At 65.4% G+C, this 13,036-nt stretch carries 13 protein-coding genes and 1 pseudogene; 3 read left to right on the plus strand and 11 right to left on the minus strand.

Annotation, left to right across the window (positions count from 1 at the left end; translation table 11 throughout):
* The 5 genes and pseudogenes from ACTHNC_RS13350 to ACTHNC_RS13370 all read right to left on the minus strand — a co-directional run.
* Window positions 1-312: WYL domain-containing protein (locus ACTHNC_RS13350; protein ID WP_440295110.1), on the minus strand; the 312-nt coding region annotated here is incomplete at its 3' end.
* 102 nt (window positions 313-414) lie between these two features.
* Window positions 415-867 (minus strand): annotated as a pseudogene (locus ACTHNC_RS13355) (TniQ family protein); the annotation flags it as partial.
* 2 nt (window positions 868-869) lie between these two features.
* Window positions 870-2,012 carry an AAA family ATPase gene (locus tag ACTHNC_RS13360; RefSeq protein WP_440295099.1) on the minus strand — a complete coding sequence of 381 codons (1,143 nt, stop codon included), beginning with the start codon at window positions 2,010-2,012 and terminating at the stop codon, window positions 870-872.
* Window positions 2,009-4,150, minus strand: a complete 2,142-nt coding sequence (locus ACTHNC_RS13365; protein WP_440295100.1) for a helix-turn-helix domain-containing protein — start codon at window positions 4,148-4,150, stop codon at window positions 2,009-2,011. The genes ACTHNC_RS13360 and ACTHNC_RS13365 overlap by 4 nt, the downstream gene beginning before the upstream one ends.
* Entirely contained in the window at window positions 4,147-4,872 is a 726-nt protein-coding gene (locus tag ACTHNC_RS13370) for a TnsA-like heteromeric transposase endonuclease subunit (RefSeq protein WP_440295101.1), read from the minus strand. The genes ACTHNC_RS13365 and ACTHNC_RS13370 overlap by 4 nt, the downstream gene beginning before the upstream one ends.
* 270 nt (window positions 4,873-5,142) lie before the next feature.
* Here ACTHNC_RS13370 and ACTHNC_RS13375 point away from each other — a divergent pair, with 270 nt between their 5' ends.
* On the plus strand, window positions 5,143-5,442 hold the full coding sequence (locus ACTHNC_RS13375) for a hypothetical protein (RefSeq protein WP_440295102.1): 300 nt from the start codon (window positions 5,143-5,145) through the stop codon (window positions 5,440-5,442).
* A 198-nt stretch (window positions 5,443-5,640) separates the two neighbouring features.
* On the opposite strand, the gene dnaB is transcribed toward ACTHNC_RS13375, so the two are convergent.
* The 5 genes from dnaB to rpsF form a co-directional block, all read right to left on the minus strand.
* Complete coding sequence (gene dnaB / locus ACTHNC_RS13380) at window positions 5,641-7,014, minus strand: replicative DNA helicase (RefSeq protein WP_440295103.1); 1,374 nt, start codon at window positions 7,012-7,014, stop codon at window positions 5,641-5,643.
* A 560-nt stretch (window positions 7,015-7,574) separates the two neighbouring features.
* Window positions 7,575-8,027, minus strand: coding sequence for a 50S ribosomal protein L9 (gene rplI / locus ACTHNC_RS13385; RefSeq protein ID WP_440295104.1), 453 nt, complete (start codon window positions 8,025-8,027; stop codon window positions 7,575-7,577).
* 9 nt (window positions 8,028-8,036) lie between these two features.
* On the minus strand, window positions 8,037-8,300 hold the full coding sequence (gene rpsR / locus ACTHNC_RS13390) for a 30S ribosomal protein S18 (RefSeq protein WP_170025587.1): 264 nt from the start codon (window positions 8,298-8,300) through the stop codon (window positions 8,037-8,039).
* 56 nt (window positions 8,301-8,356) lie between these two features.
* Window positions 8,357-8,851: a single-stranded DNA-binding protein gene (locus ACTHNC_RS13395; RefSeq protein ID WP_440295105.1), complete on the minus strand. Its 495-nt coding sequence runs from the start codon at window positions 8,849-8,851 to the stop codon at window positions 8,357-8,359.
* A 4-nt stretch (window positions 8,852-8,855) separates the two neighbouring features.
* Window positions 8,856-9,218, minus strand: coding sequence for a 30S ribosomal protein S6 (rpsF, locus tag ACTHNC_RS13400; protein ID WP_440295106.1), 363 nt, complete (start codon window positions 9,216-9,218; stop codon window positions 8,856-8,858).
* 169 nt (window positions 9,219-9,387) lie between these two features.
* On the opposite strand from rpsF, the gene ACTHNC_RS13405 reads away from it, so the two are divergent.
* Both ACTHNC_RS13405 and ACTHNC_RS13410 read left to right on the plus strand, forming a co-directional pair.
* Window positions 9,388-10,599, plus strand: a complete 1,212-nt coding sequence (locus tag ACTHNC_RS13405) for a glycosyltransferase (RefSeq protein WP_440295107.1) — start codon at window positions 9,388-9,390, stop codon at window positions 10,597-10,599.
* The gene (locus tag ACTHNC_RS13410; protein WP_440295108.1) at window positions 10,581-11,351 is read left to right on the plus strand and encodes a PIG-L deacetylase family protein; all 771 of its coding nucleotides are present in this window, start codon (window positions 10,581-10,583) and stop codon (window positions 11,349-11,351) included. The genes ACTHNC_RS13405 and ACTHNC_RS13410 overlap by 19 nt, the downstream gene beginning before the upstream one ends.
* A 33-nt stretch (window positions 11,352-11,384) precedes the next feature.
* Here ACTHNC_RS13410 and ACTHNC_RS13415 read toward each other — a convergent pair whose 3' ends face one another.
* Window positions 11,385-12,809: a CCA tRNA nucleotidyltransferase gene (locus tag ACTHNC_RS13415; protein WP_440295109.1), complete on the minus strand. Its 1,425-nt coding sequence runs from the start codon at window positions 12,807-12,809 to the stop codon at window positions 11,385-11,387.
* Window positions 12,810-13,036: the final 227 nt, after the last annotated feature.

Below are 13,036 nucleotides of genomic sequence, written 5' to 3' on the forward strand. Positions count from 1 at the left end.
CATGTCGCGCACGCCGAGAATGCGAGGTAGCAGGAAATCCTTGAATTTGCTGTCGATGTGACAATAGGCGCGCGCATGCCAGCGCAGGCCGTCATAGCCGAAAGCGTGCGGCGTCATTCGGCGCCATATGGGATCGGCCCGCTTGCCGCTCATCGATTGATAATGGACTTCGATCGAGCGGTGTTCGCGAACCGCGCTGAGGATCGCCTGCTGGGCCTGTGCGGCACTGTCGGGGAGTGCTACGCGATCGGGGTGAGTGGACAGATCGGCGCCGCAGCGAGGTTTGTCGCGGCCTTTCGTGCTTCCCAGCACGGGATGATGGCAGTGGCCGGGCATTGGTATTCCGCTGAGCGCGTGCACTCGCCTACGTGGCTGGCGCCCACATAGCGGGCAAGTCTCCACGAGAAGGACCCGATGTTGTAGGCATCCGAATACGAACGCGTACTGCCATTGCGACTGCCACCTGCCACCGGATTCACGGAGGCAGTCGGGGCAATAGCTGCTGCCGGTGACCCGCACGGGGAACCCAGACCCGATCGGCCATGCCGTGTCGTCGCCGTGCAACCCGTGCGTTTGCCCGGCCCTGGTCATCGCATGAACCCGCTTCGTCGGTATCCCGGTTGTCTTATGGATTCGGGACGCCTGATCGTCGGATAGTGACAACGTCCAGGAGAAGGCGTTCCTCCTATTGACGGGCGAGCGGGCATCGACGGCTTCATCGATGAGGCCGATGCCGCGTGCCATGCGGAGGAGGCTGGTCTTGTGGGCGCCGGCCATCGCTTCGAGCCAGGAGTCGAATGGTTCGTTGGGTCGTGGGTTGAGTACGTAAGGGAGTCGCCTCAGCTCGATTGTGGTCTCCGCCGACATATCTAGGCCGCCGCCGGCTTTTGGGAGACCTTCTCGGAGCGCGCACGACCCGATCTGCTGCCGCCGGTGCGCGGCCTCGCCAGCTGGGCTTCGAGTTCGGCCCGGGAGCGTTCCGCGCCTTCGTCGATGCGGATACCGTCCAGGAGGTCTCGGTCCAGCGCTTCGGCTCCCGTTCGGATCGCGCGCGACGTGCCTCGTCTGATCAAGTCCATCAGCGAACCGATGTTGCCTGTTGACCTGGCGAAGAGATAGTCGGATAGGTTGACGAGCGCTTCAGGGTCTTGGTCGGCTAGGACGACGTTCTCACCCAGGCCTCGGATCATTCGGCTCCACTCGTCTCGTTCGTTCGCGGTGCGGAGCGTGAACGAGTTCATGCCGAGAACGGTCCACCGCCGAAATGTTTGTGCCATCGCAGCGGCGGCACCTGTCTTGCCTTCTCCGATGAGTCCGCTTGCGCGGAGTGCGACGCCTGCGAAGAGGAATGTGGCTTCATATTCGTTGGCGAGCCACTTCAGCTGGTTGGCGACTTCGACGCCGTCCCGAGTGTGCATGTTCAAGAAATGGAGATCGTCGACGATGACCAGGCGTGTGGAGTGACGTTCCAGGCACTCGGCAGCGGCTCTCGCGAGGTCGCGTCCGCGCATGGTGTAGTGCGCTACTCCGTGCGTTGCCGGATGGGCGAAGAAGCCGAGGATCATCTCGTGGAGGCCCTTGATAGTCGTTCGCCCCGTGAGAGTGACGTGGCATACCGGGAGATGTAGGACTTCGTCGTCGCCTTCTATGAAATCGCCGAAGCGGAGCAGCTGCTCCTGATGAAACGCGCGGCCGAATGCGTTGATGGTGGTCGATTTCCCGAGGGTCGGTGGTGCATCGATGACAGCTGTGGATTTCACACGATCAGCGTCCTGCATGTTGCTGTCCACGATGTCGCCGAGTTGAAGGTGAATGTCTTCAACCTGCCGTGTGCGAAGCAACAGATTCGCGTGCCAGTCGCGTCGCCGGATGTCGTAATCCTGACGCGCCCGTTGGTCGAGGTTGTTCAGTTCGCTGCGACGCAGCTGATCGGGCCGTGTTCGTGTCGGACGTTCTGCGTAGGTCTTCCACCCTTCGTATAGGGACAGGCTCCGTCGTTTTGGCGTAGTCACATCAACTCCATGGGCTCGTATGCGTTGTCGAGGATGGGGTCGGCAAGGTTGTCGTCCGCGTCGTCGTCACCGCCACGGATCGACAGTTCCGGGCCATCGGGGTCGACGATTCCCCCGAAGAGTTCTTCGATCAGGGCCGGTTCGGGTGTTCGCGCGGCGTCAAGGAGCCGTTGAACGGTGGCCAAAGAGTCTATTCCGCTCGCTGTGTCCTTTGTGCGTGCTTTAGCCACCATGCGTGCGCTTGTCCTGCGCTCGAGGGGAGTCAGTGCTTGGCCAGCGCCCCAGTCCTCCAGTAGTTGGGCGAGCACCGCTTCAACCTGGGTAGGTTCGCCTTGTTCGATGGCGCGCCTCTTCGCGAATTCGAGTGCATCGAGTGTGAAGGGCACGTCGACGAGTGATTCGTAGTCCCATCTCAGGGTGTGCCACTGGTTGTCGTCTGGGTCGTGGAAGAAGATCCTGGAGACGTCACCGGGGTCGATCGAGAACGGCCACTTTCGCCCGTCGGAACGCGTATTCGTGCGTGACCGATTCGCGTACTTGGTGACAATCTCACCCGTGTATCGGAGCTTGTTGATCTCGACTCCGTAGTGGTTGAACTGGCGTGTAACGACGGGAAGCAGCTCGAGCAGCACGTTGCGATCGGTGGGAACGCGGAGCTGTCCGGCGACCGCGATACCTTGCTCGAAGCGCTGGGCGGGAGTCAGTGCGACACCGGGAAGTCGTGGATCGAACAGGCCCTTGTGCGGGGTCAGGTGATAGACGCAGGCGATCCACTCGCGCACAATCTGTTCAAGCTGGGGAATCGTGTAGACGAAGTCCTCCTCGGGCCGATCGCCTCGACTAGAGATGTCCCGTCCCTTGTATCCGGGGAGTTGCTGCAGAAGGGTCTCGATCGTCCCGAAGAGCCGCTCCACGACGGCCTTGTCACTACCCATGAAGAGATGCGCGGGCTGCACGGAGATTCCTAACCGGGCACACGCCCCTACGACGTGCTCGGAAAGAAACGCCTTCCCGTGGTCCATCACCGCTGTCTCGGGCACAACCGGCTGCGGGCTGAATCGCCGGAGATGGACGGACTTCGTGTTCACAACGACCCCTTCGGCTACACCGTGGTAGGGCCAAGCTGCCTGCGCAGGGGCATCCCGCACGGCGTCCATCGGCTGGAATGCTTCGAAGAGCACGGCCGAGACATCGATGGACTTCGTCGACGCCGGTGTCATCCGGAGCCCGAGCACACAACGGGTGTAGAGATCGATCGCGACAGTGAGATCCACTGACGTCCAGCTTCCGGTGACCGGATTCAAGGCGAAGACGTTCAGCGGTGTGGTGTCGAGCAGAACGTACTCACCGGGTCGTGTAGCTCGGAGGTGCCCGTAGGGCGTGTTGGGGCCGCTGGCGATGGACCGCTTCGACTTGGTGGATCCCGTGAAGATGTTCCGCCCACGCGCGAGCTCATCAAGCGCTTCGTACGCCGTGGTCTGTCCCGGTATCGCCACTACGCAGGGACCGAAATCGCGTTCGACCCTCGCGCGAATTCTTCCGAGGATGATCTTCTTCTGAACCTTCGGTTGCCCAGCTTGTTCGTCCAGTACCGCTCGTGCTGTCTTGAGCCACCGGCCGTCCAGGCCCGACAGTGTCGCAGCGACCTGCGCGCGGCGCTTGTCGAGCAGACCAATTTCGCCGGACTGCCTGTATTGGGCGATCCATCGTTCGAGCGTCCGGATGCCGCATCCCAGTTCGCCGGCCTTGGCGCTGACTCGATCAGCGAAGGGCACGCTGGGGGCGTACGGCCCGCGGGGTTCACCGGCTCGAGCGATGGTCGGTGTTCCGGACTTGAAGCCGGTCATGACTTCACGCACGTGGTCGGCGCGGACCTGTGCAGTGGTTTTCGCAGCTTCTGTCGCGTCATTCCATAGGACGCTCAACGGCGTTGCGCCCGCATCGTCGTCACGAATGCCTCGAAGGGTCGACTTCCCGCCCTCGTCCATGGGCGTCAGGATGTCGACGTAACTGAGGCGCCGGATCCGGGCGGCGGAATCGCGGACGATCACTCCAGAAGCAGTGACCTCGATGACCGTACAAAGGCTGCCATCGTATCCAAAGCTCACCCCGGGTGCGAGAGAGGCTGTCGCGTTCACCGGGGGACCAAGACGCTTTCGACATGAAGCAACGTGGACATGTCGGTGACGAGATCGCCCGTCCACAGGAGATGGAGAACGACGGCCCTGGCAGTCAGCGTGCCCAAGGGTGGCTCGGCTACCACGGTAACGGCCTCGCTAAATGTGACAGGCGCTCTCAGCCTCGCTCGCGCCCGGTCGATTAGCACCTGGTCGAACTGAAATCTGCGACGGTATCCGGCGAGGAACTTCAAGTTCGACAGTTCTGTGGTGTCAGGCTCCGTCTGGATGAGGTAGTCCCACCCGCGTCCTTCGACCACACTGCGCGACCACTCCAAGGAGTCGCGAACGCGGAGACTTGGCAGCTTGGAGGCCGGCTTGACGTCCACCACACACACGGAGTGATCAGCGCGGACAAGCAGATAGTCGGGTACATGTCGGCGCATCCGATCGCCATCCCACCCTTCGATCAAGAACGGCTGAGACCGAATCGACACAACATCCGGATCGAAGTCCGCGAACATCAGGTTCGCGAGTTCGAGCAGCGACTCATACCCGACATGGGTACCCATCGTCGCCGACCAATAGAGCCCCGGGTAATGACGCTGGTTCCGATACCACCGGAACGGGCGCCACGGGATGGTCTTCTCGAAGAGGGGCACGTGAGCGTCGTCGATCGGAACCGCTTCTTCGGCGTTTCCAGGTCGACGCACCGACAGTCTGACTTCCTGCTTCTCTGTCACGAACCCAGGCTCGTATCGCCTACGCCGTCAGCCCGTGCACGCGCGCCACCGTTGTTGGCTTGCGATGCTATGCACCACGCCTCTTGTTGAATGCACTATTACCTGCTACAAAGAACGGCTTTCACGTAATTACTTCTCGTAAGCTTATAGACGTCAGATTCACACAGGGAGACAACATGAGCCTCGAAACTCATGTGGCTCAAGCCCGATACCCACGCACTCCCGGGCCGCTTGCCCGGCGCGTTCAGGGCGGTATGGAACACTCGGAGCGTGACCATGGTCGAGCCGTTGACGCCAGAGGCGTCGAAGCTTGTGTTCGGCAACAGCCACATGATCCGCGTGCTCATCGAGATAGCCTCCATCGAGGCCGAGACCTTCTCTCCGAAGCAGATCGTCGACGCAACCGGCCTCTACTTCAGCTCGGTAAACCCGCTCATTCACAAGCTCAAAGACGCCGGATACATCGAACTCGTCGGTCGCGTTCCGGGTGAACGGACGCTCCTTTACCGCGTCCGAGACAACTATTGGTGGGATGCAGCACGCCGCTTCGCGGCCGAGTCGACTGACTGAACCGGGCAGGCTTGGCCTCACACGAACACGGTTGACACAGACGCCCCATCGCCGTTCAGGCTGCGTCGCTGCGGCAGGTTGTATCCGCGTCTTCGTATCGCTCTAGGAGCTGAACAGAGCTAGCCACTCACAGTTGGCGGCACCGCCATGTCGCCGCCAATTTGCCGCGGAATCCGCCAACTAGAAGCGGAACCTACACTACATCGGCGCCATGTCGGCGAACCGCGAGAAGTGCCCCTGGAACGCCACCGTCACCGTGCGCGTAGGCCCGTTGCGGTGCTTCGCGACGATGAGGTCGGCCTCGCCGGCACGCGGGTTGTCCTTCTCGTAGGCGCTCTCGCGATGCAGCAGGATCACCACGTCGGCATCCTGCTCGATCGATCCGGACTCACGCAGGTCGGCGAGCGCCGGTAGCTTGTCTGCGCGCTGCTCCGGGCCACGGTTCAACTGGGAGAGCGCCACAACAGGCACCTGCAGCTCCTTGGCGAGCAGCTTGAGCGCACGCGAGAACTCGCTGACCTCCTGCTGCCGGTTCTCCACGCGCTTACCGCTCGTCATCAGCTGCAGGTAGTCGATGACCACCATCTTGAGGCCGACCCGCTGCTTGAGCCTGCGGCACTTCGCACGGATCTCCACCAGCGTCATGTTCGGGCTGTCGTCGATGTACAGCGGGGCGTCGTTGATGCGGCCACGGGTCGCAGCGATCGTCGTCCAGTCGCGTTGGTCGACCGTTCCCTTGCGCATGTTCTGCAGCGGAACGGATGCCTCCGCCGAGAGCAGGCGCATCGCGATCTCACTACGCCCCATCTCGAGCGAGAAGAAGATGGTCGGCAGATCGTGCTTGATGGCGGCGGCCCGGGCGAAGTCGAGGGCGAGCGTCGACTTTCCGAGTGCGGGACGCGCGGCCACGATCACCATCTGGCCGGGATGCAGGCCGTTCGTCAGCTCATCCAGGTCAGCGAAGCCGGTCGGCACGCCGGTCATGCTGCCGTCCTTGTGCTTCGCCGCCTCGATCTCGTCGATCGCTGCAGTGACGGCATCCGTCAGCGGGATGTAGTCCTCGCTGTCGTTCGACCCGGTCACCGAGTAGATCTCGGCCTGGGCCTCGTTGACGAGGTCGAGCACCTCGCCCTCGCCGGAGTAACCCATCTGCGTGATGCGGGTTCCGGCCTCCACGAGGCGACGCAGCAGCGCCCGTTCGGCGACGATCTCGGCGTAGTAGCCGGCGTTCGCCGCGGTCGGCACGAGGCTGGTCAGCGTGTGAAGGTACTCGGGCCCGCCCGCGCGGCTGAGGTCGCCCGTCTTGGTGAGCTCGTCGGTGACCGCGATGACATCCGTCGGCTCGCCGCGCGAGTACAGCGACAGGATCGCCTCGTAGATCACCTCATGCTTGGGAATGTAGAAGTCGCCGCCGCGCACGGTCTCCACGACGTCGGCCACCGCATCCTTGCTCAGCAGCATGCCGCCGAGCGCACTCTGCTCGGCGAGCAGGTCGTGCGGGGGAGTGCGCTCCGTGGAGCGGCCCTCGGATGCGGCCCGGCCGTCTGCCAGACCCAGGTGTGCGATCGACACCCAGACCTCCTCTTCCCCTCGTGACCGGCATCGCCGACCGTGCTCATGTTGCGGTGTGCGCTCCCCGTGTCGCTCTCTTGCTGCGGGCACGACGCGACTGCGGTGGCATCCGGCCGTGCTCTTACACGGTCTCAGCCACCCCCGACAAAGACCACGATTCGCGTTCCGGCCACACACCGCAGTGCAACGCTGACCAACACTAGGGAGGGCCCATCACAGACCACAACTCAGCCTGTGGATAACCATGTGGAGAGTCTGGGCGAAACGCCGGGGCTCGTGTGCAGAAGGTGTGGGAAGTTCTGGGGATAACCAACGAATTCGAGTGTGGATTGCCCGTTTGACCAGCCGAAAAGTTATCCCAGCCCTGTGTGCGAAAACTCGTTGGATGCCTGTGGTCGCGTCGCCGAACGACACTCCCGAGGTGTGGACAAACGTTGCGGATAACCGCCAGGGGTGGTACTTCGAAACCGACCGTCGCAAGCCCTCGAACGGGTGTCCTGAGCACACGAAACGGGCCGCATCCCACCTGGGATACGGCCCGTTCGGCGTGTTCTGCGACGCTACTTCGCGGCGACCACCTGGAGGGTGATCGTGGCGTTGATGTCGTCGCGCAGCTTGATCGTGGCCTCGTGCTGGCCGACCGTCTTGATCGGTGCACCGATCTCGATCTTGCGCTTATCGACGGTGCCGATGCCGGCGGCCTCGACCGCCGAAGCGATGTCGGCCGTCTTCACTGAGCCGAAGAGGCGACCCTCGGCGCCGGCCTTGACGGTCAGCCTCACCTTGGTGGCCTCGAGCTTCAGCTTGAGGTCCTGAGCGTCTTCGATGGTTGCGTGCTCGCGTGCGGCACGCGCGGACTTGATCTGCTCGACCTGCTTCTCGCCGCCGCGGGTCCACGCGATCGCGAAGCCCTGCGGAATGAGGAAGTTGCGGGCGTACCCGTTCTTGACCTCGACAACGTCACCGGCCGACCCGAGGCCGGAGACCTCGTGCGTCAGAATGAGTTTCGACATGGGTGACTCCTAACGGCCCGAGCCTGCGTAGGGCAGAAGAGCCATCTCGCGGGCGTTCTTCACGGCCTTCGCGATGAGGCGCTGCTCCTGAACGGAGACACCGGTGATGCGGCGGGCGCGGATCTTGCCGCGCTCGGAGATGAACTTGCGCAGGGTGGCGACATCCTTGTAATCGATGACGCCGACGCGGACGGTCTTCGCCGGAGCGGCGTTCTTTCCGTCCTTACCCTTGCGGATCGGCTTGCGGCGGTCGCCGCTCGACTTTCCAGCCATGGTTATTCCTTCGGGATGAGCGGATGCCTGGTGTCAGGCATCCGCGAAAGTGATTGTCAGAACGGGGTCTCGTCGTTGTAGTTGCCCGGCGCGTTCCACACGTCGGAGCTCGAGTCGGACCCCTGCGGGGTGGACGGCGCCCACTGGTCGTCGCTGGGCGCACCGCCGATGCGGCCGCCTCCCGACGACTGAGCGCGCGTGACGGACGCGGTGGCGTAGCGCAGCGACGGCCCGATCTCGTCGATCTCGAGCTCGATCGAGGTGCGCCGCTCGCCTTCCTTCGTCTCGTACGAGCGCTGCTTGAGCCGCCCGGTGGCGATGACCCGCGAGCCCTTGGTCAGCGATCCCGCCACGTGCTCGGCGAAGTCGCGCCAGACGCTCGCGCGCAGGAACAGAGCCTCGCCATCCTTCCACTCGTTCGCTGCACGGTCGAAGGTGCGGGGAGTGGATGCGATGGTGAAGTTGGCAACGGCCAGCCCGTTCTGCGTGTAGCGCAGCTCAGGGTCGGCGGTGAGGTTGCCCACCACGGTGATGATGGTCTCGCCTGCCATGGGCTTAGGCGCTCGCCTTGTCGGCCTTGCGGGCCGCCTTCTCGTCGGCGCGCTTCTGCGCGGCGGCGACCTGGGCGATGGCTTCCTCGGCACGCAGCACCTTGGTGCGCATGACGGCCTCGGAGAGGTTCAGCTGGCGGTCGAGCTCCTGCGTGGAATCCGAGTTCGCCGTGAAGTCGACGACGGCGTAGATGCCCTCGGACTTCTTGTTGATCTCGTACGCCAGGCGACGCTTGCCCCAGATGTCGACCTTGTCGATGGTTCCGCCATCCGTGCGGATCACGTTGAGGAACTTGTCAAGGCTGGGAGCAACGGTGCGCTCATCGATCTCCGGATCGAGGATGACCATCAACTCGTACTGATGCATGACTAACCCACCTCCTCTGGACTAGAACGGCTGCAGGCTCTCTGCAGCAGGAGGGTATGTGCATCGTCGTCCACGCCTGCGAGCGGATGCCCGCGGCAGTACAACCTCAAAAGCATACCGGATGCCGGTGTCCACCAGCGAATTGAGGTTGCGTCTCTACGCTGGAGGCATGGCAGAACGACCCTTGAGTATCGCGGTGGTGGCGCTGCACACCTCACCGTTCGCCGCTCCGGGGTCGGGCGACGTCGGCGGAATGAACGTGCTCGTGCGCGCGACGGCCGAGCGCATGGCATCCGAGGGGCACCGGGTCGAGGTGATCACTCGCCGCTTCACTCCGGACCTGCCGGCGGTCAGCACGCGTCCGTCGGGCGTCGTGCTGCGGCTCATCGACGCCGGGCCGGCGGCGCTACGCCCGAAGGGCGAGCAGGAGGCGTTCGTCGCTGCGTTCCGCGCGGGCCTGAGCGACGTCGGCGACGTGGAAATCGTGCACTCGCATCACTGGCTGGCCGGGATGGCCGGGCTGCCGTTCGCGCGCGAGCGTTGCGTTCCGCACGTGCAGAGCTTCCACAGCATCGCCGCGCATCCGTCGACGGAGCTCGCCGAGGGGGAGCGGCCGGAGTCGGCCGGACGGCTGGCGGGTGAGGAGCACCTGGCCCAGGAGTCGGATGCCGTCGTCGCCGTGAGCCACGCCGAGCAGCGCACCATCGTGCGCCGGCTGCACGCGGACCCGGCGCACGTGCACGTCGTGCTGCCGGGGGTGGATGCGACACTGTTCCACCGCGGGGTCCGGCGCGTCGACCCGAGGCCGTACGTCGTGACGGCGGCACGCATCGAGCCGCTCAAGGGCCTGGATCTCGCCATCCGAACGATCGCCGCACTTGCGGATGCCCGTCGCCCCGACCTCGTGATCGCCGGCGGCCCGACGGACGGTTACGAGCTGCACCTGGACGAGCTGCGGGCGTTGGCCGTCGAGCTCGGAGTGGCCGAGCGGGTGCGGTTCGTGGGACCGCTCGCACGCGAGGACCTCGCCGAACTGTTCGCGCACGCGACCGCCGTGCTCGTGCCCTCGCACTCCGAGACGTACGGACTCGTCGCGCTCGAGGCGCAGGCGAGCGGCGTTCCGGTGCTCGCTTCGGCATCCGGCGGGCTGGTCGAGGCGGTGAACGCGCGGGCCGTACTGCTGTCGTCGCGGGACCCGCACGAGTGGGCGGAGCGGCTCGCCGCACTGCTCGACGACGAGGCTCCGTGGGACGCTCAGTCCGCTGCGGGCATCCGGTTCGCCGCGGAGCGTTCGTGGGATCGCACGGCGGAGGAGACGGTGCGGGTCTACCGCGAGCTGCTCGCGCATAACGAGCACGGATCGTGGCAGTACTGCGCGTGAACCCCTTCGAAGGCGCGCGGTCCGTGTTGTTCGTGCACGCGCATCCCGACGACGAGACGCTGTCGTCCGGTGGAGTCATCCTCCGACTGGTCGAGCGCGGGGTGCGGGTGACGCTGCTCACGGCGACCCGCGGCGAGCGCGGCGGCGTCGTGCCCGAGCTGCGCGAGCTGGTCCGCGGCGACCCGGAGGTGCTCACGGGCATCCGGCTCGGCGAACTGCGCCAGGCGGTGCAGGCGCTGGGCATCGCGGATGCGTACTTCCTCGGCGAACCTCCCGCCCGTGCGGCCGGTCTGCCACCCCGCAGCTACGGCGACTCGGGGATGCGGTGGGTGACGCCGACGGTCGCCGGTCCGTTCGACGACGCACCGGCGGATGCGCTCACCCGCGCGCCGGAGGCGGAGGTGGTCGCTGACGTGCTCGCGCTCATCCGTCACGTGCAGCCCGACGTCGTCGTCAGCTACGACCACCAGGGCGGGTACGGGCATCCGGACCATCGGTGCATCCGTACCGCAGCACTGCTCGCGAGCCGCGCCGCCGGTGTGCCGTTCGCCGAGCTCGTCGACCCGGATGTGCCTGGGGCGTTCGTGATCGACGCATCCGACCTGCTGGACGGCATCGCGGATGCCCTCCGCGCGCACGCGACGCAGCTCACGGTCGACGGCGACTGCGTGGTGCACTGCGGCGGCCAGCGCGAGCCGATCGCGACGGTGGTCGGGGTGCGGCTGGTGCCGCCCGACGCTCGAATCGGCTGACCGGACCGCGCGCCGAACCGGCGATGAGAGTTATTACCTCCCGGCAGCCCACTCCCGGAGCCGCCGCTCCGCCTCCTCCGCGCCGAGCGGGCCCTCGTCGAGCCGCAGCTCGAGCAGGAACTTCATCGCCCGCCCCACCTCGGGCCCGGGTTTCAGGTCGAGGATGCGCATCACGTCGGTTCCGTCGAGATCGGGGCGCACGGCATCCAGTTCCTCCTGCGCCTGCAGCTGACCGATGCGGTCCTCGAGGTCGTCGTACGCGAACCCGAGCCGGTCGGCCTTGCGCTGGTTCCTCGTGGTGACGTCGGCCCTCGTCAACTCGTGCAGTCGCTCGAGCTGGTCGCCGGCATCCCGAACGTAACGGCGCACCGCTGAGTCGGTCCACGCGCCGTCGGCGTACCCGAAGAACCGCAGGTGCAGCTCGATGAGCCGGCTCACGGCATCCACCGTCTCGTTGTCGAACCGGAGGGCGCGCAGTCGCTTGCGGGCGAGCTTGGCGCCGACGACGTCGTGGTGGTGGAAGCTGACGACACCGCCCGGCTCGAGGCGACGCGTCGCGGGCTTGCCGATGTCGTGCAGTAGGGCGGCCAGGCGCAGCACGAGGTCGGGTGCTTCGCCTGGATGCCGCTCCCGCTCGTACCCGATCGCCTGGTCGACCACGGTGAGCGTGTGTCGGTACACGTCTTTGTGGTGGTGGTGCTCGTCGATCTCCAGCCGCAACGCCGGCAGCTCGGGAAGGATGCGATCGGCAAGTCCGGTCTCCACCAGCAGCTCGAGCCCTGGTCGCGGGTCCTCGCTGGCGAGCAGTTTCACGAGCTCGTCGCGGATGCGCTCGGCACTGACGATCTCGATGCGATCCGCCATCTCGCGCATCGCCGCCACGGTGTCGTCGCTCACCGAGAACCCGAGCTGCGAGGCGAAGCGGGCGGCGCGCAGCATGCGGAGCGGATCGTCGCCGAACGAGACCTCCGGCGAGATCGGCGTGCGCAGCACCCGGACCAGCAGGTCGTCAACACCGTTCGACGGGTCGACCAGCACGACCTGCGGCACTCGCAGCGCGAGCGCATTCACCGTGAAGTCGCGCCGCACGAGGTCTCCCTCGAGGGTGTCGCCGAACTCGACCTCCGGCTTGCGGGTCTCCCCGTCGTAGCTGTCGGCCCGGTAGGTGGTGATCTCCACCGTGTCGTCGCCCAGCCGGGCGCCGACCGTGCCGAACTTGCGGCCGATGTCCCACCAGGCATCCGCCAGCGGCTTGACGATCTCGATCGTGCGCTCGGGGCGGGCATCCGTGGTGAAGTCCAGGTCGTGCACCGCGCGACCGAGCAGCGCGTCACGCACCGGCCCACCGACCAGGGCCAACTCATGGCCGGCATCCGCGAATGCTCGAGCGAGGCGCGAAACGGCGGGCGACTCGGCGGTTTCGCGCAGGCGCGCGAGGGACTCGGCGACGCTCTGCATAGTGCTCGCCAGTCTATTGCGGCTGACGCCGCTCACGGGCTCAGTCGGCTCGGCCGTTGAGGGCAAGCCCTCAACGTCTCTCGCCTCAATCGCCCATACTGGCGGCCGGCTCGCGCCACTCGCGGTGCGGCCGAGCGACAGCCCCGCCGGTACCCGTTTACGCTAACGGGGGGCCCCGACAAATTAGGGCAAGATTAACCTCCACCCCATCTCTTCCGCAATCATTT

The sequence above is a fragment of the Humibacter sp. genome (assembly GCF_051954055.1).
GTDB lineage: Bacteria > Actinomycetota > Actinomycetes > Actinomycetales > Microbacteriaceae > Humibacter.